At 59.8% G+C, this 24,506-nt stretch carries 20 protein-coding genes and 1 tRNA gene; 8 read left to right on the top strand and 13 right to left on the bottom strand.

Annotated features, from left to right (window positions below; all coding sequences use genetic code 11):
- Window positions 1-73 precede the first annotated feature (73 nt).
- Entirely contained in the window at window positions 74-460 is a 387-nt protein-coding gene (locus tag KGA88_RS10835) for a c-type cytochrome (RefSeq protein ID WP_110657095.1), read from the bottom strand.
- A 265-nt stretch (window positions 461-725) separates the two neighbouring features.
- Between KGA88_RS10835 and KGA88_RS10840 the strand changes: the two genes are divergently transcribed.
- Together KGA88_RS10840 and KGA88_RS10845 are read left to right on the top strand one after the other, a co-directional pair.
- Window positions 726-2,351, top strand: coding sequence for an NADP-dependent glyceraldehyde-3-phosphate dehydrogenase (locus KGA88_RS10840; protein ID WP_110657093.1), 1,626 nt, complete (start codon window positions 726-728; stop codon window positions 2,349-2,351).
- Between the two features lie 35 nt (window positions 2,352-2,386).
- Entirely contained in the window at window positions 2,387-3,436 is a 1,050-nt protein-coding gene (locus KGA88_RS10845) for an FUSC family protein (RefSeq protein ID WP_223590935.1), read from the top strand.
- Between the two features lie 15 nt (window positions 3,437-3,451).
- Here the strand turns inward: KGA88_RS10845 and KGA88_RS10850 are convergent, their stop codons facing one another.
- Window positions 3,452-4,345, bottom strand: coding sequence for a DMT family transporter (locus KGA88_RS10850; protein ID WP_110657089.1), 894 nt, complete (start codon window positions 4,343-4,345; stop codon window positions 3,452-3,454).
- A 136-nt stretch (window positions 4,346-4,481) separates the two neighbouring features.
- Here KGA88_RS10850 and KGA88_RS10855 point away from each other — a divergent pair, with 136 nt between their 5' ends.
- Together KGA88_RS10855 and KGA88_RS10860 are read left to right on the top strand one after the other, a co-directional pair.
- Window positions 4,482-4,919 (top strand): Lrp/AsnC family transcriptional regulator, encoded by a 438-nt coding sequence (locus KGA88_RS10855; protein ID WP_015094848.1) that lies wholly within the window; start codon window positions 4,482-4,484, stop codon window positions 4,917-4,919.
- Window positions 4,920-4,975: 56 nt separating this feature from the next.
- Window positions 4,976-5,305: a YceK/YidQ family lipoprotein gene (locus KGA88_RS10860; protein ID WP_110657088.1), complete on the top strand. Its 330-nt coding sequence runs from the start codon at window positions 4,976-4,978 to the stop codon at window positions 5,303-5,305.
- Window positions 5,306-5,364: 59 nt separating this feature from the next.
- On the opposite strand, the gene KGA88_RS10865 is transcribed toward KGA88_RS10860, so the two are convergent.
- The gene (locus KGA88_RS10865; RefSeq protein ID WP_103393095.1) at window positions 5,365-6,036 is read right to left on the bottom strand and encodes a Bax inhibitor-1/YccA family protein; all 672 of its coding nucleotides are present in this window, start codon (window positions 6,034-6,036) and stop codon (window positions 5,365-5,367) included.
- Between the two features lie 123 nt (window positions 6,037-6,159).
- Between KGA88_RS10865 and KGA88_RS10870 the strand changes: the two genes are divergently transcribed.
- Window positions 6,160-6,247, top strand: a tRNA-Ser gene (locus tag KGA88_RS10870).
- A 270-nt stretch (window positions 6,248-6,517) separates the two neighbouring features.
- Here the strand turns inward: KGA88_RS10870 and KGA88_RS31550 are convergent.
- The 6 genes from KGA88_RS31550 to KGA88_RS10910 all read right to left on the bottom strand — a co-directional run bounded on the left by KGA88_RS31550 (window position 6,518) and on the right by KGA88_RS10910 (window position 17,262).
- Window positions 6,518-10,330: a M10 family metallopeptidase C-terminal domain-containing protein gene (locus KGA88_RS31550; protein WP_317851665.1), complete on the bottom strand. Its 3,813-nt coding sequence runs from the start codon at window positions 10,328-10,330 to the stop codon at window positions 6,518-6,520.
- Between the two features lie 232 nt (window positions 10,331-10,562).
- The gene (locus KGA88_RS10890; RefSeq protein ID WP_223590851.1) at window positions 10,563-11,897 is read right to left on the bottom strand and encodes an APC family permease; all 1,335 of its coding nucleotides are present in this window, start codon (window positions 11,895-11,897) and stop codon (window positions 10,563-10,565) included.
- Window positions 11,898-12,043: 146 nt separating this feature from the next.
- Window positions 12,044-13,369: an alginate export family protein gene (locus KGA88_RS10895; protein WP_223590854.1), complete on the bottom strand. Its 1,326-nt coding sequence runs from the start codon at window positions 13,367-13,369 to the stop codon at window positions 12,044-12,046.
- A gap of 183 nt (window positions 13,370-13,552) precedes the next feature.
- Window positions 13,553-15,187: an amidohydrolase gene (locus KGA88_RS10900; RefSeq protein WP_223590857.1), complete on the bottom strand. Its 1,635-nt coding sequence runs from the start codon at window positions 15,185-15,187 to the stop codon at window positions 13,553-13,555.
- A gap of 52 nt (window positions 15,188-15,239) precedes the next feature.
- Window positions 15,240-16,340, bottom strand: a complete 1,101-nt coding sequence (locus KGA88_RS10905; protein WP_223590860.1) for a polyamine ABC transporter substrate-binding protein — start codon at window positions 16,338-16,340, stop codon at window positions 15,240-15,242.
- 106 nt (window positions 16,341-16,446) lie between these two features.
- Window positions 16,447-17,262, bottom strand: coding sequence for a carbon-nitrogen hydrolase family protein (locus KGA88_RS10910; RefSeq protein WP_110657076.1), 816 nt, complete (start codon window positions 17,260-17,262; stop codon window positions 16,447-16,449).
- Between the two features lie 129 nt (window positions 17,263-17,391).
- Between KGA88_RS10910 and KGA88_RS10915 the strand changes: the two genes are divergently transcribed.
- A complete protein-coding gene (locus KGA88_RS10915; RefSeq protein ID WP_223590863.1) occupies window positions 17,392-18,186 on the top strand; it encodes a helix-turn-helix domain-containing protein in 795 nt (264 codons plus the stop codon).
- A 71-nt stretch (window positions 18,187-18,257) separates the two neighbouring features.
- Here the strand turns inward: KGA88_RS10915 and KGA88_RS10920 are convergent, their stop codons facing one another.
- The 3 genes from KGA88_RS10920 to nirB form a co-directional block, all read right to left on the bottom strand.
- Window positions 18,258-18,698 carry a CBS domain-containing protein gene (locus tag KGA88_RS10920; RefSeq protein WP_223590866.1) on the bottom strand — a complete coding sequence of 147 codons (441 nt, stop codon included), beginning with the start codon at window positions 18,696-18,698 and terminating at the stop codon, window positions 18,258-18,260.
- Window positions 18,699-18,799: 101 nt separating this feature from the next.
- Complete coding sequence (nirD, locus tag KGA88_RS10925; protein WP_110657070.1) at window positions 18,800-19,186, bottom strand: nitrite reductase small subunit NirD; 387 nt, start codon at window positions 19,184-19,186, stop codon at window positions 18,800-18,802.
- Entirely contained in the window at window positions 19,186-21,747 is a 2,562-nt protein-coding gene (nirB, locus tag KGA88_RS10930; RefSeq protein ID WP_223590883.1) for a nitrite reductase large subunit NirB, read from the bottom strand. Before nirB ends, nirD begins: the two co-directional genes overlap by 1 nt.
- 209 nt (window positions 21,748-21,956) lie before the next feature.
- Between nirB and KGA88_RS10935 the strand changes: the two genes are divergently transcribed.
- Window positions 21,957-22,325: a hypothetical protein gene (locus KGA88_RS10935; protein WP_223590886.1), complete on the top strand. Its 369-nt coding sequence runs from the start codon at window positions 21,957-21,959 to the stop codon at window positions 22,323-22,325.
- 70 nt (window positions 22,326-22,395) lie between these two features.
- On the opposite strand, the gene KGA88_RS10940 is transcribed toward KGA88_RS10935, so the two are convergent.
- Window positions 22,396-22,872, bottom strand: coding sequence for a VOC family protein (locus KGA88_RS10940; protein WP_223590888.1), 477 nt, complete (start codon window positions 22,870-22,872; stop codon window positions 22,396-22,398).
- A gap of 339 nt (window positions 22,873-23,211) precedes the next feature.
- On the opposite strand from KGA88_RS10940, the gene KGA88_RS10945 reads away from it, so the two are divergent.
- Window positions 23,212-24,318, top strand: coding sequence for an acyltransferase family protein (locus KGA88_RS10945; protein WP_223590891.1), 1,107 nt, complete (start codon window positions 23,212-23,214; stop codon window positions 24,316-24,318).
- Window positions 24,319-24,506: the final 188 nt, after the last annotated feature.

A 24,506-nucleotide genomic window follows, 5' to 3' on the forward strand; every position in this document is an offset into this window, starting at 1 on the left:
CGATGACGCTCGCCCGTTGCAACAATTGACGCCGTGTCAGGTCCATCGTCATGAATCGCACCCTGCCTTCTTATTATTGGATTTGCTGGCCGGACATAAAGGCAATCAGCGCCAGGAACTGCTCCTGCGAACACTGCATGCACATGCCCATCGGCGGCATGCCGTTGTAACCGTTGATCGCGTGATCGAGCAGCGTGTCGGCGCCCTGCAATACCCGTGGCTCCCAGGCCTTGATGTCGCCGGTCAGCGGTGCCCCGGCCGACGGGTTGGCATGGCAAAGCTTGCAGCTGTTGTCGTAGACCTGCGCCAGCTCGGCATCGGCGGGCCTCGCGGCGCCCGCTTCGCTACGGCTCGGCGCGGTTTTCGGCTCTTCCCCGCACCCCGCCAGCAACACCGCAAAGACGCACCCCACCAGGGCCAAACAAAGGCTAGGCTTTTCAGTTAATCGGCTTGCCCGCATGGCTGTCCTCTCATTGGCTGCCCGGCCAGCCGGGTACAGCTTTTTTTGTTGTGATCAAGGAGAGTCAACACTAAGGCACCCCGCGTGGACGGGTTGAGGGCATTGGGGGCCAACAAGGGGCGCTTCTGAGGCCATGACGGCGGCGCCGGTAAATTCGCGATCGATCACGCCGTGCGGCAAAACCCTGAGATGAGTCATGACAAGCGTTGCCGAGGTCTGCTAAAACGATTCATCAGTGCATCACCCAATCCAGAGGGGTAGCGACATGACCACAGCCAATATTCTCCAGAACCTGTTCCCGAGCCCCGCCGACATCCCGGAAAAGTACCGCCTGGACGGCCAGACCGAGCAGCGTGAGTACCTGGTCGATGGCCAACTGAGAACCTGGAACGGGCCACTGGCCCAGGTCCGCAGCCCGGTGTACCTGAGCGGCCCGAATGGCGACGAGCAAGTGATCCTCGGCAGCACGCCGCTGCTGGATGCCGACACCGCATTGACCGCCCTCGACGCCGCGGTCCGCGCCTACGACCGTGGTCAGGGCCTGTGGCCGACCATGCGCGTGGCCGAACGTATCCAGCACGTCGAAACCTTCCTCGGGCGCATGCGCGAGCAGCGCGACGCCGTGGTCAAGTTACTGATGTGGGAGATCGGCAAGAACCTCAAGGACTCGGAAAAGGAGTTCGATCGCACCTGCGACTACATCGTCGACACCATCAACGCGCTGAAGGAACTCGACCGCCGCTCCAGCCGATTCGAACTGGAACAGGACACCCTCGGCCAGATCCGTCGCGTACCAATGGGCGTCGCCCTGTGCATGGGGCCTTACAACTATCCGTTGAACGAAACCTTCACCACGCTGATCCCGGCACTGATCATGGGCAACACCGTGGTGTTCAAGCCGGCCAAACTCGGTGTGCTGCTGATTCGCCCGCTGCTGGAAGCCTTCCGCGACAGCTTCCCGACCGGGGTGATCAACGTCATCTATGGCAGCGGTCGCGAGACGGTCAGCGCGCTGATGGCCAGCGGCAAGATCGACATCTTTGCCTTCATCGGCACCAACAAGGCCGCCAGCGACCTGAAAAAACTCCACCCCAGACCTCACCGCTTGCGCGCGGCGCTGGGCCTGGATGCGAAAAACCCGGGCATCGTCCTGCCGGAAGTGGATCTGGATAATGCGGTCAGTGAGGCGCTGACCGGTTCGCTATCGTTCAATGGCCAGCGCTGCACCGCGCTGAAGATCCTGTTTGTCCACGAGGACGTGGTCGAGTCCTTCATCGAAAAATTCAATGCCCGGCTGGCCAACCTCAAACCCGGCATGCCCTGGGAAAGCGGCGTCTCCCTGACACCCCTGCCGGAATCGGGCAAGGTCGACTACCTGCATGCACTGGTGGCGGATGCCGAGAGCAAAGGCGCCAAGGTGGTCAACCCCAACGGCGGTGAGGCCCGGGCGTCGTTCTTCTACCCGGCGGTGCTGTACCCGGTCACGCCGCAGATGCGCGTTTATCAGGAAGAACAGTTCGGCCCGGTCATCCCCATCGTGCCGTACCGTCATCTGGATACCGTGATCGACTACGTACTGGAGTCGGACTTTGGCCAGCAGTTGAGCATCTTCGGCACCAACCCGGTGGCGGTCGGCCGGCTGGTGGATACTTTCGCCAATCAGGTCGGGCGCATCAACCTCAATGCCCAATGCCAGCGCGGCCCGGACACCTATCCTTTCAATGGTCGCAAGAACTCCGCCGAAGGCACCTTGTCGGTCCATGACGCACTGCGGGTGTTTTCGATCCGCACCCTGGTGGCCACCAAGTTCCAGGAAACCAACAAGGACCTGATCAGCGAGATCATCAGCGGCCGCAGTTCGAGCTTCCTGACCACCGACTACATCTTCTGAGGAGATCCAGCCTGAGTACATCCATAGCCCAACGACTGCCACCGCTACTGCGCCGATTGCTGCGTCCGTTGCTGGACCCGTACCAGCGCTATCGCCACGCCCGGTTGATCCACGCGGTGCGGGTGTCGCTCGGATTGCTGGCGACGATCCTGCTCACCACCGGGATCAAGCTACCCCACGGTGAGTGGGCATCGGTGACGATGCTGGTGGTGATCGGCGGCTTGCAGCACCATGGCAACATCGGCAAGAAAGCCGCCGAGCGTGCCATCGGCACCTTGATCGGCGCCGGGGTCGGCCTGGTGTTGGTGGCGCAACAGGCCTGGCTCGGGATGCCGTGGCTGACCTATTTCGCGATGTCGGTGGTCTGCGGGTTTTTCTCGTACCACGCCATCGGCAAGGGCGGCTACACCGCGCTGCTGTCGGCGATTACCGTGTTTATCGTCGCGGGGCACGGCGACAACCCGGTCACCGATGGCTTGTGGCGCGGGGTGGACATCCTGATCGGCATTGCCCTGGCCCTGGCGTTTTCCTTCGCCCTGCCGCTGTACGCCGTTTACTCCTGGCGCTACAACCTGGCCGATGCGCTGCGAGATTGCGCGAAAATCTACGGACGCATCATTGACGGCCAGGCCATCACCGCTGACGAACACCTCAAGCTCATGACTCGCCTGAACGCGGCGATGGTGCAACTTCGCTCATTGATGCCGTCGGTGTCCAAGGAAGTGAAGATCTCCATGACCGAACTCGATGCCCTCCAGCGCAACCTGCGCATGTGCGTCAGCACCCTGGAAATCCTCGGTAATACCCGACCGGATGCCAATGACCCCGAGGCAATGAGACTGCTGCAAACGGCACTCAAAGCCGAGCATCGACAGATTCGCGTGCAGTTGATCGGCATGGCCCGGGCGCTGAAATCAGGCGCCGCCCAGCGGCTCAACCGGTCCATGGATTTGCCACTGGTCAGCCTTGATGCGCCGGTCTACAACACCCTGGACGGGTACCGCTTGTTGACCCAACAACTGGCCGCCAACATCGGCGAGATGCGCCAGCGGCTGGCCAAGAGCGCGCCGCGCTGGAACATCTGACGCCTGGGTCGCGGGTTACGGCGTCACCGTGCGCCGAAACTTCAATGACCAACCTTGTTGCATGCCGGCAGCGGCCAGCAGAATCGCCGCGACCCCGATCCATTGCAGCGGCTCCAGGCGATGGCCAAAGGCAAACCAGTCGACGAAGATCGCTGCAATCGGGTAGATGAAGGACAGCGCCCCCGTCAGTGCAGTCGGCAGTTTTTGAATCGCGCCGTACAACAACACGTACATCACACCGGTGTGCACCATGCCCAGCGTCACCAGGCTGGCCCACGCGCTCGGCGCCTGCGGCAATACGGAGAGATTCGCGAATGGCGCGAGCAAGAGCACGCCAGTGCTGACCTGGACCAGCGCAATCAAATGCGGCGGGGTTCCGGTCAGGCGCTTGATGATCAGCGCGGCAATCGCGTAGAGAAACGCCGCGCCCAACGCCAGGGCAATGCCCGTCAGGTAATCGCTGCCGCTCTCGCCCTGGCTGCCATGGGCGCTGACGATCGCCAGCATCCCGAGAAACGACACGCCCAGCCAGGTCAACTTCTGCGTGGTGATCTTTTCATTAAGAAACAGTGCCGCCAGCCCGACCAGCATGAACGGCTGGACGTTGTAGACAGCGGTGCCGATGGCAATCGACGCCCGGGAATAGGACGCGAACAACAGCACCCAGTTACCGACAATCGCCACACCGCTGAGCACGGCGAGCAAGAACGTGGTGCGGGTCAGGATGCCAGGGCGCAGAAAGCCGAAAGCCGCGCAAATCAGCAGTAAGGTACCGGCACCAAACAGGCAGCGCCAGAACACCACATCCAGCACCGGTTGCCCGGACACCAGCACGAACCAGCCGATGGTGCCGGAGATCAGCATGGCGGCCGTCATCTCGAACGAACCGCGGCGTAGGGATTTGTCCATCATCAGACTCCTGTGTTTGTGGGCAAAGTATGCCAATGCACCCAGGCGTCACTCCATAGCAAAAAGCAGGATAAACTCTGAATCTGCCTTTTTTATAAAGGCGATTATGAAAAAACGCCTAACAGAGGATTTCGCCATGACCGATGACATCGACCAGGTGCTGATCACGGCCCTGATGCAAGACTCGCGACGTTCGCTCAAGGCTTTGGCGCAAATCAGCGGCCTGTCCTCCCCCAGCGTCGCCGAGCGACTACGCCGCCTGGAAGAGCGTGGCGTGCTCAAGGGCTACACCGTAGAAATCGACCCGAAAAGCTTTGGCTATCAACTCCAGGCCATCGTGCGCATTCGCCCGTTGCCGGGGCAACTGCAGGAAGTGGAACGGCAAATCATGGCCATTCCCGAGTTCACCGAGTGCGACAAGGTCACCGGCGACGACTGCTTCATCGCACGCCTGCATGTGCGCTCCATGGAACAACTGGACACCCTGCTCGACCGCCTCAACACCCACGCCGAAACCAATACGGCGATCGTCAAGAAAACCCCGGTCAAGCGCCGGTTGCCGCCCATGGCGTGAGTGATATTTGTTTGCGACTGAAGTAGATTGACGGTTTCCGGCGAAGGATTGACGGCATGAAAACTCAGGCAATGCTACTCGTGGCAATGATGCTGGCGGGTTGTGGCACGATTCAGACGGTTGTACGCAGTGACGAAGCGGCCGCAAAAAGCCTCAAGGAACAAAAGAGTTATTGCGGCGCGGTACCGCGAATCTATAGCGGCGTGACCTACGATTTCTGCTACCTGAATGCGCCCCTCGAAGAGGGTCGGGATGCGCAGGTACATAGTTTCGCCCCGGCTATTGTGCTACTCGACGTGGTCGTGTCCGGAGCGATGGATACACTGCTGCTGCCCTACACCATCTACCGTCAGCAAGCCGACGGCAGCATTGTCATTGTCGAGTGACCCTGAATTCCAGGTAATAAAAAACCCGCCTAGGCGGGTTTTTTACTTAATGCTGACGATCAATCATCGCGGCCCATGATGCCGAACAGCTGCAACAGGCTGATGAACAGGTTGTAGATCGATACATACAGGCTGATGGTGGCCATGATGTAGTTACGTTCGCCGCCATGGATGATGGCGCTGGTCTGGAACAGGATGCAGACCGAGGAAAACAGCACGAAACCTGCGCTGATCGCCAGTTGCAGGCCGCTGATCTGGAAGAACATGCCCGCCAGCGTCGCACCCAGCAGCACGAAGAAGCCTGCCGTGATGAAACCGCCGAGGAAGCTCATGTCCTTGCGGGTGATCAGCACATACGCCGACAGACCGCCGAACACCAGCGCCGTCATTGCAAATGCCGAGCTGACCACTTCAGCGCCGCCCTGCATACCCAGGTAACGGTTGAGGATCGGGCCGAGCAGGAAACCCATGAAACCGGTCAGGGCAAATGCCGACACCAGGCCCCAGGCCGAATCACGGAGTTTGTTGGTGAGGAAGAAAAGACCGTAGAAGCCGATCAGCACCACGAAAATATTCGGGTAGCCAACACGCATCTGCTGGGCAACGAAGGCCATCACACCGCTGAAAGCCAGGGTCAGGGCGAGCAAGCCGTATGTGTTGCGCAGGACGCGGCTAACCTCTAGCTGCTCAGCCTGCACGCTGTTATTAACTGCGTAATCCTGTTCGCGCATGGCGACACTCCTGTTGGTTTGAAACGTTCAGTCGCAAAGATCATAACAGACGCCCTGTAACAAGCTATGCAGAGAGTTTGACAGTGTGTTTCATTCAGGTATTATGGCGCCCGCAACGCAAACGGAGGTGTGGCCGAGTGGTTTAAGGCAACGGTCTTGAAAACCGTCGACTGTAACAGGTCCATGAGTTCGAATCCCATCGCCTCCGCCATCTTTATACGACAAAGCCCTGATTATTCAGGGCTTTGTCGTTTCTGGGGTTTGGGTCAAGGCTGCGTCGGCGATCCCATCGTTTGCGCATCTTTTTTGCCAATTTCCGCAATCCCCTAAAAAACCTTCGGCAAAAAAATTCCTGAGCCGCTTCTCAGACCGGCTCCCTTCCCGGCTTTTCAAGATCAACGAAAACCAACTCGCCCTGGAGCATCTGGAAAATCAAGGGTGACCCGCTACGCGCCACCCTGTCAGATGCTGGATCCGCCCGTTAAAGAATAAAGTCCGCCGTGGTCGCGCTGTTGAGTCCGACTATCTGGATAGCGAACTCGGCGGCGCTGTCGGCATCGGTATTGCCGTAGAGCACGCCCCCTGAAACCTTCAACTGGCCAGCCGCACTGAAGGCTGCGGTACTGCCGATGATCGAGGTGAAGGCTTCATTGGTGGCCGTCGCCGTGTTGGCATCGAGCGTCGACAGGTCGATCTTGTCGGTTCCCTGGACGAAGTCGCTGATGATGTCCCAGGTGGCACTGGTCAGCCCCGTTTCAGCGAGGGCGTTGAAATCGAAGATGTCGTTGCCGGCGCCGCCGGTGAGAACATCCTTGCCCATCCCGCCGATCAGGACGTCATTGCCGGCGCCGCCGTTCAGCTGGTTGGCGGCGGCGTTGCCCGTGAGGGTGTCGTTGTAGCTGGAACCGGTGAGGTTTTCCATGCCCAGCAGGGTGTCGGAGCCTGAGCCACCGGTGGCCTGGGCCGTGGTCACGGCCAGGCTGGCGCTGACGGCGCTGCCGGCATAGAGGTAGGAGGCGGTGTCGACGCCGGTGCTGCCATTGAGGACGTTGTTGCCGGCCCCGGCATAGAGGGTGTTGTTGAGGCTGTTGCCTGTCAGGTCGGCGCCCCCTGTGGCGAGGAGGCGACCGTATTCGACATTGGCGCCGAGGGTGTAGGCACTGAGAAAACTGTAGACCGTGTCGCTGCCGCCGGTGCTGGCCGTGGCATTGGTTTCGATAACCACGTCGCCGGCGTTGTCGACGTAGTAGAGGTCGGAACCATCGCCGCCCGTCATCCTGTCAACGCCTGCGCCGCCATCCAGAACGTCATTGCCCGCCCCACCGTCGAGCGTATCGTTACCGCTGCCACCGCTCAACAAGTTAGCCGAGGCGTTGCCCGTGAGCGTGTCGTTGTAGTTGGAACCGGTGAGGTTTTCGATGGCGATCAGGGTATCGGCGCCTGAGCCGCCGGTGGCCTGGGCCGTGGTCACGGCGAGACTGACGGTGACGGCACTGCCGGCATAGAGGTAGGACGCCGAGTCGACACCGGTGTCGCCATTGAGGACGTTGTTGCCGACTTCGGCATAGAGGATGTTGTTTAGGCCGTTTCCCGTGAGGGCGGCGACCCCGGTGGCGAGGATACGACCGTTCTCGACATTGTCGCCGAGGGTGTAGGCGCCGAGAGAGCTGTAGACCGTGTCGCTGCCGCCGGTGCTGGCCGTGGCATTGGTTTCAACCACGACGTCGCTGGCGTTCTCAACGTAGTAGATGTCGGAGCCATCACCGCCCGTCATGCCGTCGGCGCCAGTGCCGCCATTCAACACGTCATTGCCCGCACCACCGGCGAGCGTATCGTTTCCGGCGCCACCGCTCAGCAGGTTGGCGGCGGCGTTACCCGTGAGCGTGTCGTTGTAGCTGGAGCCGGTGAGGTTTTCGATGGCGATCAGGGTGTCGGCGCCCGAGCCGCCGGTGGCCTGGGCTGTGGTCACGGCCAGGCTGGCGGTGATTGCGCTGGCGGCATAGAGGTAGGAGGCGGTGTCGACGCCGGTACCACCATTGAGGACGTTGTTGCCGACCCCGGCATAGAGGGTGTTGTCGAGGCCGTTACCCGTCAGGGCGGCGATCCCGGTGGCGAGGACGCGCCCGTTCTCGACGTTGGCACCGAGGGTGTAAGCGTTGAGAAAGCTGTAGACCGTGTCGCTGCCGCCGGTGCTGGCCGTGGCATTGGTTTCAACCACGACGTCAGCCGCGTTATCGACGTAGTAGATGTCGGAACCATCATCCCCCGTCATCCTGTCGGCGCCTGCGCCGCCATTTAAATAGTCATTGCCGGCACCGCCGTAGAGTTGGTTGGCGGCGGCGTTACCGGTCAGCGTGTTGGCGAGGCTGTTGCCCATGCCGGTGAGCGCCGCGCTGCCAGTGAGGGTCAGGTTCTCCTGGTAGTTGCCGAGAGTGCGGCTGACGCTGGAAACGACGGTGTCGACGCCGCCGATGGCGGAGGTCTCGCTGACTACGTCGCTGGCATGGTCGACGTAATAGACGTCATTGCCCAGGCCGCCGATCATCACATCGGCGCCGGCACCGCCATTGAGCGTATTGGCGGCGTCGTTACCGGTCAGCGTGTTGGCGAGGCCGTTACCGGTGCCATTGATCGCCGAAGTACCTGTAAGCGTCAGGTTCTCCAGGTTGGCACCCAGCACCCAGCTCACCGCCGACTTGACCGTGTCAGTGCCGGCACCCAGCTCTTCACGAAGTTGAATCAGGCTGTCGCCCACTGCATAAGTATCATTGCCAGCACCCCCGGCCAGCAGCACGTTGCCCTGACCGTTCAGCGTGTCATCACCGCTCCCGCCAGTGACCTCCAGCCGTACCGCGGTTCCATCCGCACTGAAGCGCTGGACATGGACGCCGTCATTGGCATGACTGGACTGTCCTATGGACATCCAGGTCACTGCCCAGCCGCCGTCTTCCAGAGACGTGACCTTGGCGGAAACCTGTGAGCCGTCAGTGGTGGTGTTGACCAGGGTTTCGCCACCGACGGTTTGGCCCGCTGCGTTGTAGCGCTGGGCATAGATAGCCAGCCCACTGCCATCCTGTTCGCCGCCCGATTCCCAGGTCACCACCCAGCCGCCATCAGCCAATGCCGTTACATCGGAGTAACTCTGAGACTGAGTGGCATAGTCAGGGTTGTTTATGACCAGGGTTTCACCGCCGACCGCCTGGCCATTGACGTTATAGCGCTGGAAGTAGATATCGCTACTATTGGTAGCAACGCTGGTTGATGACCAGCTCACTAGCCAGCCACCGTCCTTCAGGGCCGTGACCGCAGGAATGTACTGGACATCCAGCGTGTTGGTGTTTATCTGAGTTTCGCTGCCTACCCGGTTACCGGTTGCATCGTAACGCTGGGCATAGATATCGAAGCGGCTTTCGTCTGGGTGATTCGCATGCCAGGTCACCAGCCAGCCACCGTCCTTCAGGGCCGTCACGTCAGTGCTGTAGTGTACGATCTGATTATCCCCTGTCGTCGTGTTGACCTGGGTTTCACCCCCCACAGCCATGCCCGCTGCGTCATAGCGTTGGGCCTCGATCGTGAAGTTATTGCCAGCGACGTCCCGCGACATCCATACCACCAGCCAACCGCCATCACCCAGTGCTGTAACAGCCGGGCTGTTCTGGCTTTCAGCCGTGTGGGTATTGACGCGCCATGGTTCACCCACTGCATCACCCGCCGCGTTGAAACGCCGGGCATAGATGTCGCCAGTGTCGACCAGCTGGTAGGTGTACCAGGTAACCACCCAGCCACCGTCAGCCAGCCCGGCGACATCGGAATATTCCTGATTGTATTGCGAAGGGGCGACAACAATCTCATCGCCCAACCGCTCGCCTGCTGCACTGTAGCGTTGGATTAAAATATCCTTCCCATTGACTGAATCAGAGGACTGCATGGACACCAGCCACCCACCGTCGGCCAGTCCGGTAATGGAGATACTGTCCACAGTCATCGGCGTCAGCGTACTGACTCGGCTTTCGCCGCCCGCCTTGACGCTCAGAATCCTGTCGGCGAATTGCAGGCTTTCGATATTGCGCAGGTAATCGGTACCCTCATCGCCATCAGCGACATTCAGGTCGGTGACCGTCAGCTGGCCGTTGCTCCAGCCAAAGCGGTAGTCGCCGGCGTTGCCCATATAGATAGCCTTATCCTGGCCCGCACCGCCGTCGAGAATGTCATCTCCGGCCAGGCCGGTAATGCTGTCGGCCTCACTTGTCCCCAAACGATCATCGTTGCTCGTAGTGCCTGTTATCACGGCCATGTGCGATTGTTCCTTCATTCAGGGCCGCAAGTGGCAACCCACGCGGCGGTGTTGTTATTTGTCACCAGTAACAGGCGAGGTGAAGCCGCAGGTCAGCACTCATTTTCGTGGCACTCATTGTATATAGCCATTTGCCACCCCGCTTGTCCGGTCGTCGCCTCCCATCACTTGGGCAAGCTGTGCGCACAACTGCAGGCAGGCCTACAGAAGCCCTCGAAAACAACCGCTGACACTACCCCCCTGCTCGCTCGGTCATGTTCAGCTCCGGTGCGGATCGGCGGAAGCCGCGTGTCAGCCAAATGAGGTAGATCACGCCAATTGCCAGCCAGCAGAGCCCGATGGTGATCGCAGTCGAACTCAGCTGGCTCACCAGGTAAAGGTTCACGCACATACCCAGCAGCGGAAACAGCAGATACCCGAACAGTCCGAGTGGGCGGGTTCGGCGGGTTCGGTAGAAGTAGCAGATGACACACAGGTTCACCGCGGTAAAACCGAGGAAGGCGCCGAAGTTGATGAATGAGGTTGCCATTTCGACCGTGATGTTCAAGCCGATCAACCCGATGACACTCGTGAACAGCAGGTTGAAAACCGGAGTTCTTGTCTTGGGGTGCAATGTACCGAACAGCGGCCTGGGCAGCACATCTGCCCGTCCCATGAAGTACAGCAGACGGCTGGTGCTCAGCTGTACGATGAGACCCGAGGCGAATCCGGAGACGATGAATCCGAGGTTGAGCCAATCCGCAAAGGCTTGCCCGCCGACCTCAACGGACATCAGGTAGGAAGCAATCTGCGCGTCTTCGAACACGCCCCCGGGATGCACCAGTTGCATGATGTACGCCACCAGCGCAAACAGCAGCCCCGCCGTTGCCATCACCAACACCACGGCCCGAGGAATGTTGCGTTTTGCGTCTCGCGTGTCCTCGGCCATCGTGGTGACCGCGTCGAAACCGAGGTAGGAATAGGCCGCCACAGCGGCAGCCGCAGACACACCGGCGAGCGTACTGCTGGCGTTCCATAACGGTTCAGTCAAGGAGACGGGTGACTGACGCATCAGGAAAATCAGACAGAAAACCACGAACAACAACACCAGGAGAATGCCCAGTCCGGTCAGCAATTTGTTCGTCCGGTCGGCCAGGCTCAGCCCCATGACGTTGACCAGGGTTGTCAGGAGTATGTTGACGAGCATCCAGCCCCACACAGGTATTGCCGGGAACTGCACGTTGAGGAAAACCGACTGAACCAGCCAGGCGACCATGGGCATGAACAGGTAGTCGAGCAAGATCAACCAGCCGACCAGAAATCCGAACTGGCTGCCCAGCATCTGCCGGGCATAAAAATAGGCCGAGCCGGAAACGGGAAAGAGCCTGGCCATCTTGGCGTAGCTCAATGCGGATAACAGCATGGCGCCGGTGGCCAGCAGGAAGGCGCTGGGCGCCGTGCCGGAACTGACTTGGGCGATGACACCGAAAATCACCAGCACCAGGCTGGGTGCCATGTACGCCAGGCCAAACAGCACCACCGAAGTCAGGCTAAGGCTGGCGGTCAAGTTGACGGGTTTGTGAGGCATCTCAAACCTCCATGCCGAGGGTCAGCGTTGAGAGATGGATGGGTGGGGCTTTGAAGAGCCCTGCAACTGTATTGATCACGGCGCAATTCCTGTTGTTGACGAAAACGGACGCAGCCGGCCAGGGCCGAGTCCATCTTCGGGTTGGTTCAATAGCGGTAGGAGATGAACATCTCGAGCGCGCTGAAGTCGTCGTTGCCGTAGGTTTCGCGGGCGGCCGCCAGTGGCTTGACCCAGTTGTACGACACGCTGGTGTAGACGCTGGGTGTCGGGGTCCATTCAAGGAACACGACATTCTCGTCGGCGAAGCGACGGTCGCTGACCGGCACACCGTTGAGCACCTTTTCGTCCAGGCTGAACTGGTAATGAATGCCGCCCAAACTGACGGTAGGTGTCAGATGAGTGCGCAGCGTCCACTGACTGACGCGCTCGTTGCTGTTGAACAGCAGGTAATTGCCGACGACGTCGCCAATCAGCCAGGTGCCCCAGTCGACGTAGCCCTTGCTGAGCGGATCCCAGGCTTTCTTCTTTGCATCGGAGGGGTCTTCGTCACCGGAGAAGTAGGCATAGCGGTAACTCAACTGTGGCTGTAACGCAATTGCGGGGAACGCATAGTCGGCCTGGGCGTACCAGGCGCGGGCATCGTAGTCGACACCGGCGCCACTGCCGCGCTCGACAGCGTATTCGCCATGTAGCGTCAGGTCATCCAGGCCAGGCACCTTGCCTTGCAACGCACGCAGGTTATAGACCTGCATCCCCTCGCGTGGGTTCTGGCTATTGGCTTGTCGGTCCAGGGAGTTCACCTTCATGGCCATGGCCCCCAGTGTCGCCGCGCCGGCCAGGTCGTAGTCGACGTTCAGGCCGTTCATGCGAAAGTCACCGAGATCGTCGTCTGTGCGCAAGCTGAATGCCTGGGCGCTGAGGCGATCATGGCCGTAACGCACGATGGCGGAGTCGCGAAACGCCGTACGCGGGCCAATCCAGTAGGCGCCATCGTCGAAGAAATCCAGGTTGCCATCCATGACGATGAACCCTGTGCCGACCTTGAAGTCCTGTCGTCCGGCGCTGAGCGTCCAGTCGCCTTTGCGCACGCCGGCATAGAACGCCTCAACAGAAAGGTCATGGTCTGAACTGCGGGTGTAGCCACCGGCATCGCCGTCGCCAAACGTGGTGGCCCCTACGGCCGACGCACCGGCGAATACTTCAAGGCCCGAGTCGAGTTCGTAGCCGAGGGTCGCGCCGGGTTTCAGATACATCTCCTGCCAATCGGCACGCTCACCGGTGTTACGGCCGTTGCGCAGGTCTACGCGCCCGGCTCCGAAATTGACGTTAGCGGCGTTGATGCTGGCCGCGCCGGCGGCCAGTGTAGCCTCCCCTTTGACGTCGCCCGCCTCGAATGCATACCCCGCAAAGGCACACTGGCTGATCAACGCGCCGAGCGCCGAAAGCGCCCGCACCTGGGTGATGAAGGACATACTGATTTCTCCCGATTGTTCTTGTTGTAATGGCAAATCTGCTGCCTGCGAATGCGTCCACGGCTGCGACCGCAGCCCCCCTGCCGCGATTCACGCGCACGCACTAACCCCCAGGCCTGGCGGCCCGAAACAGAGGGTGATGTGAATTGATTGGCGTGGAAGGCCCCGTTCAGGGGCGATCAGTCAGCCGAAGTCTGGCGACCGATGGACTTCTTGCCCTTCCAGCAGGGTGAGTAACACCTGGGTCTGGGCGATTTCGCCGGGATCGATTTCGAACAGATTGCGGTCGAGCAGGATGAGGTCCGCGTACTTTCCCACGCTGAGGCTGCCGGTGCAGTCATCGCGCCAGGCAGCATGGGCAGCATTGAGCGTGTAACCACGGATCGCATCCTCGATGCTGATGCGGTGTTGCGGGTTGTGTACCGGATCGTCGGGACCGGCACCGACGTTTTGGCGGGTGACGGCCGACTGCAAGATCTCGAACGGATCATAGGTACTGACGCCCCAGTCGCTGCTCATCATGCAGGTCACCCCTTTACGCACAAAAGCACCGATGGGGAAGATCCACTCGCTGCGTTCCGCGCCAAGCATGGCTTCAGCGATGGCGTCGGCCTCGGGTTGCGGCTGGGCCCACAAGGGCTGGAAATTGGCCAGAATGCCCAGGGACGTGAAGCGGGGAATGTCTGCCGGCGCCACGACTTGCAGGTGAGCCAATTGGTGACGCGAATCCCACTGGCCATTTATCTGGCGGGCATGCTCGATTCCGTCCACGGCGGCGCGTACCGCGCCGTCGCCAATGGTGTGAACGTGCAACTGGAACTTCTCCCGATCAAACGCCGCAAAGCAGGTGTTGATCTGTTCCTGGGTGAACATCAACTCGGCATTCCCACCCGTGTCGCAACGCGGTTGCAGGAACACGGCCGTACCGCTTTCCAGCACGCCGTCGAGGAAAAACTTTGCCGAGTGCATGCTGACCCGGTCGCCCCGGTAGATTTCGCGCAGGTCCTTGAGTTCGCGAAGTTGCTCGTCCAGCGGCTTGTGCGCGAAAACCTTTGAGGTAGCGCGGACCCGCAGCGTCAAATCACCGCGATCATGGGAGGCCTGGTAGTTTTTCATGTAATTGCGATTGACCATGGCATCCAGCACGCCGGTGATACCGCGACGGTTGAACTCCTTGCTGTAGTGCTGCATGGCCTCCAGGTATTCTTCGTCCGTGTACCCGGGTGCGATGCGATTCATCGCCCAGATGGCGTCCTCCAACAGCCACCCCTTGGGTGTGCCGTCGGCGTTGCGCACATAGCTACCGTTCGCAGGCTCGGGGCTGCCTGCGGTCACCCCGGCGATCTCGAAGGCGGCGCTATTGGCCCAGCCGTTGTGGTAATCGTTGGCGAGCATCAGCGCCGGGCGCCCTCCCGTCACGCTGTCCAGCAATTCCTTGGTGAGTTCGTCCGGGTTGAACACGCTGGAGGAGAAACCGACGCCACGAATCCAGGCTTTGTCGGGATGGCGTTCGGCGAACTCGCGAATGGCGGCCAGCAGTTCGTCAAGGTTGGCGGCGGCGTACAACGACGCATTGTGATAAAGGTCGGCACTGCTCAGTTGAAAGTGCACGTGGGTGTCTTGCAAACCGGGCAGCATCAATTGCCCTTGTGCGTTGATGCGGCGCGTCTCGACGCCGGCCATGCGTTCGATGTCCACGTTGTCGCCCACGGCGACGATGCGCCCTTGATGCACGGCAATGGCCTGGGCCCTGGGCAGGCTCGGGTCCATGGTGTGGATGTCAGCGTGGGTGATGATCAAGTCTGCTGCGATAGTCATGGCAACTCCGGTCGTTCGATTTCTTGTTATGCGAAGGGTTGTGGGGCGACACTCAGGTGCCACTTTTCACCTTGCTCCAGAGTCGGGTACGCACGCGTTCCAGTTTGAGCGGCAGCGTTTCGAGGGGGTAGAGCGTGGCCATGACTTCTTTGGTTGGGTACACACCCGGGTTGTCCCGCAACTGCGGATCGATGAAGGCCGAGGCGTCCTTGTTGCCGTTGGGATAGCCGACGTAGTTGGAACTCTTGGCAATCACTTGCGGGCGCAGCATGTAGTTGATGAAGTCGTAGCCCTGCTGCGGGTGGGGAGCATCCTTGAGCAGCACCATGTTTTCAAACCAGACCGGCGCGCCCTCTCGCGGAATGCTGTAGGCCAGTTTGACGCCGTTGTTGGCATGGTCTGCAGTGACTTTCGCGTTGTAGACGGAGCCACCCCATGCGACCACGGCGCAGATATCGCCATTGGCCAGGTCCGTGGTGAATTTCGAGGAATCGAAGTAACGGACGTATGGGCGGATCTTGCGCAGCAAGTCCTCGGCCTTGAGGTAATCCTCGGGTTTTTTGCTGTTCGGTGGCAGGCCCAGATAGTGCAGCGCGATAGGTACGATCTCTACGGGTGCATCCAGCATCGCTACGCCACACTGGCTGAGTTTTGAGATGTTTTCTTCCTTGAAGATCAGGTCCCAGGAATCTACCGGAGCGTTGGCGCCCAACAGTTGTTCGACCTTGGTCTTGTCATAGCCAATCCCTGTCGTGCCCCACATATAGGGGACCGCGTAGCGATTACCCGGATCATTGCCTTGAAGTTTTGCCAGAACATCCGGGGCCAGGAGCGACCAGTTGCCCATACGTTCACGATCCAGTTCCTGAATCACTCCAGCCTTTGTCAGGCTGGGCAACAGGTCGTCAGGCACCATCACCACGTCATAACCGGTACGTCCGGCCATCAACTTGCTTTCCATCACTTCAGCATTGTCGAAGGCATCCCAGATCAGCGAGATACCCGTGTCCGCCTGGAACTCCTTGGGCGTTTCCGGTGCCAGGAAATCCGACCAGTTATACAAGTGCACACGCGGCGGTTCGGCCCACGCGACACCGATTCCGGTGACGAACAATGCGACAAGGCTGAACTTCATCAAGCGGGGAAACTTCATGGGATGCTCCTGGCTGACTGCACGTTTTTGCCAAACGCGCCCCCAGCTGACTGTTGCTGAATTATTGTTGTGGGTTGAGCGACGCCTGCGGATCTAGCGTCTTGTATTAAGGAATCAGCAGTTCGCGTCGGCCATCCGCATGCTCAATACGCTCTCCCGCTAACTGGAAGCGCTGGTCTTTGCGATAGTCGTAGACGGCTCTGGCATCGGCGAGTTGCGACATGTCCAGCTCGATCACATGGCGACTCTCCTGGCGCCCACTTTCGAGCAATACGTGACCAAAGGGGTCAATCACCGCACTGCCTCCGGCGAACACCGTGTCGTCATCACCCGGGCCGACCCGGTTCACCACCACGGCAAACACCTGGTTTTCCTGGGCTCGGGCGGTAACCGAGGTGCGGTGTACGTGACCGTAAGGCTCCATGTTGCCATCGGTGACCAAAATCAGCTCTGCGCCGAGGGCCACCACGGCGCGGGCTGTTTCCGGGAACTCGGTGTCGTAGCAGATCAACAGACCGATACGCACACCACGCCACTCCACGGTGCCATAGCGGTTGCCGGGCAATACCAGGCCAGGCTCGGAGACCCAGAGGTGGGTCTTGCGGTAGCTCAGTTGAATACCTTCGGGGGTGATGAAAAGCGTCGTGTTGTAAAAATTCCCGCCATCGTTTTCGATCAGCCCCACCACCACCGCGACGTTACGCTCATGCGCGGCCTGCAGGATGGCCTGGACACTGGGGTTATCCAGCGACAGGGCCTGTTCGGCAATGTTCTGGTAGTTCAGGAAACCGGTGATTTGCGCCTCGGGAAACACCACGATATCGGTGTCAGGCGCGCATTGAGCGATGGCATCAAGAGTGCGTCGCAAATTGTACGCGGTATCGCCATCACGCCCCGCCAGTTGTACGAGTTCGAGCTTCATATTCGGACCTTGTTATCAGGGTAAATCCCGGCCAGGAAGTAAGTGACTTTTGCAAAAGGTCGATGCAATTATGCGTTTTGCCAGCGAATTTCCTATCACGTCGAGTGATTAACCCCAGGGGGTACATGCATGACACCAACGCTCCAGGACATGGCCTGGCATCGCTCAGCCGGCCAATTGATCGAACACCTGGACAAGGCTGATTTCTGGCGAAGCCTGAGCCGGCTGATAGGCGAATACGTACCGGTCGATACCTGGGCGGTGCTGCTGTTCAGCGACGGCCGCCCTTTTGCCTTCGCCGAAAGCCCGTATCAAGGCGAGGGACCGGACCCGCTGTTCCACGATTACATCAAGGGCCTGTACCTGCTCGACCCCTTCTACATCGCCAATCGCGAGCAACCCGCCACCGGGCTGTACCGCTTGGCGGACGTGGCACCGGAACGCTTCAAGGAGACGGAATACTACGAGCGCTACTTCACCCACTACGTAGAGCAGGACGAAGTGCAATACAACGTGAAACTCGACGAGGCCCGCAGCGTGTGCCTGTCATTGGGAAGTCGTCAGCTGTTCACGCCGGAACAGATTTCGCTGCTGGAAATGATCCGCCCCTGGGTCGTGGGCCTGATGCGCCAGCGCATGTTTTTCGAGAGCGCGATGGCTGAAAGCGTCCCTCGCCAGGCACCGCGCTGGCAAGACAATCTGGAAGAGACAATGGTGCGCCTGGGCACTCCCCTGACCGCCAGAGAGCTCGACGTGATCCGTTTGATCCTGAGTGGCTGCTCGAACAAGGAAGTGGCCAGCAAGTTGAGCATCTCGGCCGAGACCGTCAAGGTCCACCGCCGGCACGTCTACGCGAAGCTGAACATAAAGTCGCCGCAGGAGCTGTTTTCACTATTTCTCAAGGCGCAGGTTGAAACCCCGTGAGGGCAATCGCCCTGGCCCGTTTGACCTTGTCACGTTGAACAGATCGGCAGTGGCACCCTGCCCCGGGCGCTTCAATGTCCGCGAATGTAGTGTTCCAGTTGCCGGATCAGCTCGGCCTGCTCGACGATGGCTTCCTTGACCAGATCACCAATCGACAACAGGCCAATCAGCTGGTCGCCCTCCACCACCGGTAGATGGCGCAGATGGCTGTCGGTCATGACCGCCATGCAACGTTCAATGCTCTGCTGACTGTCGGCTGTCACGACGGGCGCGCTCATGATCGCCCGGACCGGCGTACCGACCGAAGAGCGCCCCTGTAGAACGACCTTGCGCGCGTAGTCGCGTTCGCTGATAACGCCGATGACCTGGCCCTGTTCCATGACGGGCAGAGCACCGACGTTTTTTTCCGCCATCATTTTCAACGCTTCAAGCACCATCTGGTCTGGCGCGATGCTATGCACCCGCTGGTTTTGCACGGCCTTGAGCTTGAGCAGTTGTGCGGCTGTTTTCATGCGAACCTCCGATACTGTTTGTCATTGATCATCGACTCCGCCGGGGCCTGGAATGAATCATCGATTGAATGAGCGCCCAGACCCCGGTGAAATCCATCTGCTCAGGCCACCGCGACTTCCACCTGGCCTGCGTTCAGGCGCACCGGCCAGACCCGCAGGCGCTGCTGCGGATGTTCCAGGCAACTGCCGTCCTCAAGGCGGAAATGCTGTTTGTAGAGGGGCGAGGCAATCACCAGATCGCCCTTGATACTGCCGATCAGCCCGCGACCGATGACATTCGCCCCGGATTGCGGGTCATGGTTATCGATGGCATAGAGGGTCTTGCCTTCGGCGGCCGGCAGGTAGAACAGCGCCACTTGTGCACCGTCGAGCCAGACGACGACGCCGGAATTGCTCACCAGATCCTCCTGGCGGCACACCGTTTGCCAGGCATCTGGATTGACCAGGGCGGAACTGGAATAAGCTCTCTGGGTATCGGACTGGCTCATCAGGCAATCTCCTCGATGACAGGGATAAGGTGCAGTTCAGCGGCCATGATCGGCCGGCGCTGGCCGCGTTCCTGGACAAAATGGATGCCCGGGTCCGGGCGTTGATCGTTGACGAAGGTGCGGAAGCGCTTGAGTTTTTCCGGGTCTTTCAGGGCGTTGGCCCATTCGCATTCGTAGCGGTTGACCACCCGTTGCATCTGCGATTCGAGCTCAAGGCCAAGCCCCAGGCTGTCGTGGATGACCACGTCCTTGAGGTAATCCAGGCCGCCCTCCAGGTTCTCGCGCCAGACAGAGGTGCGCTGCAATTTGTCGGCGGTGCGGATGTAGAACATCAGGAACCGGTCGATGTAGCGAATCAGGGTGGCGTCATCGAGGTCGGTGGCGAACAACTCGGCGTGGCGCGGACGCATGCCGCCGTTACCGCACACATAGAGGTTCCAGCCTTTCTCGGTGGCGATCACGCCCACGTCCTTGCTCTGCGCCTCGGCGCACTCACGGGTGCAACCGGAGACCGCGAACTTGAGCTTGTGTGGCGAGCGCAGCCCCTTGTAGCGATCTTCGAGGGTCAGGGCCATTTGCACGCTGTCCTGTACGCCGTAACGGCACCAGGTGCTGCCGACGCAGGACTTCACCGTGCGGGTCGATTTGCCATAGGCGTGCCCGGTTTCGAAACCCGCTGCAATCAGCTCGGCCCAGATGTCCGGCAACTGATGCAACTGAGCGCCGAACAGGTCGATACGCTGGCCGCCGGTGATCTTGGTGTAGAGGTCGTATTTCTTCGCCACCACGCCAATCGCGATCAATTTGTCGGCGGTGATCTCACCCCCGGGAATGCGCGGCACCACCGAATAGGTGCCGTTTTTCTGCATGTTGGCCATGAAGGTGTCGTTGGTGTCCTGCAACGGCACCAGCGACGTGTCCATGATCGGCTGGTTCCAGCACGAGGCGAGGATCGAGCCCACCGCCGGTTTGCAGACGTCGCAACCGGTGTGGCCACGACCATGCTTGGCCAACAGTTCGTCGAAGGTGATCACGCCCTCTACCCGTACCAGCGCATAAAGCTCCTGGCGGGTGTAGGCGAAGTGTTCGCACAGGCTCTTGTCGACACTGACGCCACGGGCAATCAGCTCATGCTCGAACACTTGCTTGAGCAACCCGGCGCAACCGCCGCAGCCGGTACAGGCCTTGGTCTGCGACTTGAGCTGGCCCAGGTCGGTACAGCCGCCGTCGATGGCCGAACAAATGGAGCCCTTGGTGACGTTATGACAGGAGCACACCGTGGCTGACTCGGGCAACGCACCCGGGCCCAGGGTCGGCGCGCCTTCGGAGGACGGCAGAATCAGGCTGGCGGGTTCTGCTGGCAGGGCGATGCCGTTCTGCATGTATTGCAGCAAGGTGTCGTAATAGCTGTTGTCACCGACCAGCACTGCACCGAGGACGTGTTTGCCGCTTGCATCGACCACCAGGCGGCGATAACTGGCGCTGGTTTCGTCGATGAACTGATAGCTGCGCGCGCCCGGGGTGTTGCCGTGGGCGTCGCCGATGGAGCCGACATCCACCCCCAGCAGCTTGAGCTTGGTCGACATGTCAGCGCCGGTGAACGGCTCCGCGACTTCGTTGCACAGGCGGGCCGCGACGCTGCGCGCCATCTGGTAGCCCGGTGCGACCAGGCCGAACAGGCTGCCGTTCCATGAAGCGCACTCGCCGATGGCGTAGATGTTCGGGTCGCAACTGAGGCAGGTGTCGTCGATCACCACGCCACCGCGCGGACCGATCTCCAGCGCGCATTGACGAGCCAGCGCGTCTTGCGCACGGATACCGGCGGAAAACACAATCAGGTCGGTTTCGAGGAATTCGTCATTGGCGAAATTCATGCGATAGCGGTACTGCTCGCCCGCGCCGATCGATTGCGTGGCGCGGGACAGGTGTACACCGACGCCCAATCGTTCGATCTGCGCCTTGAGCGCCTGACCACCGAGGTCATCCAGTTGTACCGGCATCAAGCGCGGCGCGAACTCCACCACGTGGGCCTCAAGGCCCAGGCTCTTCAACGCGTTCGCGGCTTCCAGGCCCAGCAAGCCACCGCCGACCACCACGCCGCGCCGGGCATTGGCCGCCGCAGCGCGAATGGCATCGAGGTCTTCCAGGGTGCGATAGACCAGACGCGATTCACCTTCGGCGCCTTCGATTGGCGGAACAAACGGATAAGACCCGGTGGCCAGGACCAATTTGTCATACGTGACGCAACCTTGCGCGGTGATCACCTGGCGACGGACGCGGTCGATTTCCAGTACCGGCATGCCCAGATGCAGGGTAACGCCGGGCACCTGGTAAAGCGACGCATCGGACAGCGCCAGTGACTCGGCATCACGACCGGAGAAGTACTCGGAAAGATGCACACGGTCATAGGCACGCATCGGTTCTTCACTGAAGACGTGCAGCCGGTAATGCTCAAGCGCTCCCCGCTCGATCAGTTGTTCGACGCAATGATGTCCGACCATGCCATTACCGATCACGATCAGCGTTTGCATCTTGTTCAACGTGGCAACATTGGAATTCATAGAAAGCACCCAGCCCGAGCCAATCACGGTTTTAAAAGCAAAAAAAAACGCCTGAAACCTTGCGGTTCCAGGCGTCTTTGCCTGTTCTTTTGCGGTGTTCAAACCAGGCAGCTATGCCTGATCCACCGATGCTGCCCACGACCTGTTCGGCCAATCGATCGTCGTTGACCGAGGGGGCTGTCCACTCGAATGCGTTCAAGGTGGACCTGATGTCAGCCTTGCAGCCTTTGTGCCAGCCAGCCACAGAGAGACTTCAACTGTCTGCAAACACTGACTCTTGGGCCTGGGGGATGGTTACGGCGCTGGAGCTACTGCGGGCGAAAGCGCGTCGCGGCGCTTCCGACTGGTGCACGTTGTTGCGCATGGCGCTTTATAAAAGTGCAAGGACAGTTCGATTCCACAGCTCGTTCGAACTCAAACCTGTTTCTGGCAATCCGTATTGCCGCGACCCGTCGTTATACGACAAAGCCCTGATCATTCAGGGCTTCATCGTTTCCAGCCGTGCAAATGCACCGATCACTCAGGTAAAGGCGAAATCCGACTCGGTGATAGCCGCCTGTGGACGCCGCTCAAGATGATGCTTCCCACACCCGGCTGGCGAGTGACGCTAAAATGGGCCGAGGCAAGTTAGACAAACACAAGGATTGACTAGTGCGCTACTTGGGGCGGGCCGTTTATCTTGAGTGCAGCCACGTGATGCTGGGCTAGTCCGATGAGAACTCCTTCGGGGCCCCGAATGTAGCAGAGACGATATGAATCTTCGTACTGGACCACTTCGCCGACGAGCTCCGCGCCGCGTTTTTGGAGCCTGGCGAGCGTGTCGTCGATGTCCTCCACGGTGAACATGACGCGCAGGTAACCGAGAGCGTTCACCGGGGCGCTGCGGTGATCGGCGACCACAGGTGGTGCGAGGAAGCGTGACAGCTCGAGCCGGCTGTGACCGTCCGGCGTACGCATCATCGCAATTTCGACACGCATGTCGCGTAATCCGGTAACGCCATCCGCCCAGTCGCCTTCGATTGGAGCGCGCCCCTCAAGCTCAAGCCCCAACTCGGTGAAAAACTCTATGGCGGCGTCGATGTCTTCTACAACGATGCCGACGTTATCCATACGCTTGACCGTCATGATGTCTCCTTGGCGTCCAGGACGTCGAAATAAACTGGGCCAGCGGCCCTGAAAGAAACAGCCACAAGCGGGGCTAAGCCGACAACGGTTGGCAAAAGACGCAAAACCAACGAAACCGGCGACTTCCTCCCCTTTTCAAAGCACGCCTTCCACTCTGTTAACTCCGACCAGTGGTGCAAAAAGTGGTACGAAATTCGCGACCAACCGACGGCATGATGACTTTCTGACAGTAGGAGGAATCAATGTAGTGGCCATTTATATGCTTTGTTATAAAGCTGTGATTTAATCGCCGCCCTCCTTCCAGGCTCGACCTGCCAGACAACTGCAATGGAGTGCTTGATGCGCGCCGCACACATACAAAACCTGACCGGGCTACGGGGATTCGCCGCCCTGTCAGTCCTGCTGCTTCACATTCGATACGGCGACCTCGCCAATGCGTACGATGGCCTGGCATTTCTCTTCCAGACGAGAGGCCTCGGAGTCGACATATTTTTTATCCTGTCTGGTTTCATTCTGGCCTATGTCCACGGGAAAGACTTTGCAGACGGTGTTAGCCCACGGGGAGCTATGAAGTTCTGGGTAGCCAGGCTGGCACGGATCTACCCGGTGCACTTGTTCATGCTGGTCATTACAGCATTCATTCTGCCGATGCATCGTCTCTATGAGTGGTCGCCGGTCGATTCCGCCTACACGTTCTACGCGAACCTGTTTCTGGTGCATGCGTGGGGCGTAACCCCCGAACTGACATTCAACCAGCCTTCGTGGTCGATCAGTTGCGAGTGGGCGGCCTACCTGACCTTTCCGTTCATCGCCTACTTCACGAGAAAGTGGGGAAAGATTTCGTTCTCACTGCTTTTGATCGGTCTGGCACTCTATGCGCCCTTCCTGCAACCTAAATTGCTTGCCAATGGCATCTGGACCATCAAGTGCATCGTCTACTTTGTAGCCGGATACTGCACCTACCAGGTATGCCGTGACCTGCCGGACTCCAGACTCTGGAGAGTCACCGCAATCGCGATAGCCCCACTGATCTTGCTGATGCTATGGGCAACCAGCATCCAGTACTACTTCAACATGCTTTTCCCGTTCCTCGTGATCGTGATGATTGCCAGCCTGTTCCGTGCAGGACCGATTTGGGCGTACTCCAACCCAGTATCGGTCTACCTCGGGAAAATCAGTTTCAGCCTCTACATGTGTCACATCATGGTGCTGTTTGTTGAGCGCAAGCTGTTTGGCATGATGGACCTGAAGTATGAGATCCCCATCATCATCGCCTTCTCGATGTTCCTGTACCACTGCATTGAAGAGCCGGCGCGGAAAGTTATCCGGATGGTGTCCGAAGGTGGTCACCGCGAGCCCCGCCAGAAAAACTTCGCCGATAGCTTCGCATTGCCAGCTCCAGCACCGGAGCCGGAACCACAGAAAGAGCGCCCAGCGCTCGTGTAGTAAAAAGGCCCGCCAAATCAGCGGGCCTTCTTTTTGCACAGTAAAAACCTGCGAACGTCCTGTCGAGCGCCGCCCCGGGCCTTGCCATTGCTCACTCGTTGCAGAGGGGCCAGGCCATGGCGACCGGTCGACCCGGGATTTACCGCCGGTCCATGACAGCACCAGACTTGGCTTCGCTTTCATTGGGC

The organism is Pseudomonas sp. A-R-19 (assembly GCF_019956575.1).
Lineage (GTDB): Bacteria > Pseudomonadota > Gammaproteobacteria > Pseudomonadales > Pseudomonadaceae > Aquipseudomonas.

Coding starts and splice junctions, on each gene's coding strand:
- KGA88_RS10835 (WP_110657095.1), bottom strand. CDS start 460: ATGCGGGCAAGCCGATTAACTGAAAAGCCTAGCCTTTGTTTGGCCCTG.
- KGA88_RS10840 (WP_110657093.1), top strand. CDS start 726: ATGACCACAGCCAATATTCTCCAGAACCTGTTCCCGAGCCCCGCCGAC.
- KGA88_RS10850 (WP_110657089.1), bottom strand. CDS start 4,345: ATGGACAAATCCCTACGCCGCGGTTCGTTCGAGATGACGGCCGCCATG.
- KGA88_RS10855 (WP_015094848.1), top strand. CDS start 4,482: ATGACCGATGACATCGACCAGGTGCTGATCACGGCCCTGATGCAAGAC.
- KGA88_RS10860 (WP_110657088.1), top strand. CDS start 4,976: ATGAAAACTCAGGCAATGCTACTCGTGGCAATGATGCTGGCGGGTTGT.
- KGA88_RS10865 (WP_103393095.1), bottom strand. CDS start 6,036: ATGCGCGAACAGGATTACGCAGTTAATAACAGCGTGCAGGCTGAGCAG.
- KGA88_RS31550 (WP_317851665.1), bottom strand. CDS start 10,330: ATGGCCGTGATAACAGGCACTACGAGCAACGATGATCGTTTGGGGACA.
- KGA88_RS10890 (WP_223590851.1), bottom strand. CDS start 11,897: ATGCCTCACAAACCCGTCAACTTGACCGCCAGCCTTAGCCTGACTTCG.
- KGA88_RS10895 (WP_223590854.1), bottom strand. CDS start 13,369: ATGTCCTTCATCACCCAGGTGCGGGCGCTTTCGGCGCTCGGCGCGTTG.
- KGA88_RS10900 (WP_223590857.1), bottom strand. CDS start 15,187: ATGACTATCGCAGCAGACTTGATCATCACCCACGCTGACATCCACACC.
- KGA88_RS10905 (WP_223590860.1), bottom strand. CDS start 16,340: ATGAAGTTTCCCCGCTTGATGAAGTTCAGCCTTGTCGCATTGTTCGTC.
- KGA88_RS10910 (WP_110657076.1), bottom strand. CDS start 17,262: ATGAAGCTCGAACTCGTACAACTGGCGGGGCGTGATGGCGATACCGCG.
- KGA88_RS10915 (WP_223590863.1), top strand. CDS start 17,392: ATGACACCAACGCTCCAGGACATGGCCTGGCATCGCTCAGCCGGCCAA.
- KGA88_RS10920 (WP_223590866.1), bottom strand. CDS start 18,698: ATGAAAACAGCCGCACAACTGCTCAAGCTCAAGGCCGTGCAAAACCAG.
- nirD (WP_110657070.1), bottom strand. CDS start 19,186: ATGAGCCAGTCCGATACCCAGAGAGCTTATTCCAGTTCCGCCCTGGTC.
- nirB (WP_223590883.1), bottom strand. CDS start 21,747: ATGAATTCCAATGTTGCCACGTTGAACAAGATGCAAACGCTGATCGTG.
- KGA88_RS10935 (WP_223590886.1), top strand. CDS start 21,957: ATGTCAGCCTTGCAGCCTTTGTGCCAGCCAGCCACAGAGAGACTTCAA.
- KGA88_RS10940 (WP_223590888.1), bottom strand. CDS start 22,872: ATGACGGTCAAGCGTATGGATAACGTCGGCATCGTTGTAGAAGACATC.
- KGA88_RS10945 (WP_223590891.1), top strand. CDS start 23,212: ATGCGCGCCGCACACATACAAAACCTGACCGGGCTACGGGGATTCGCC.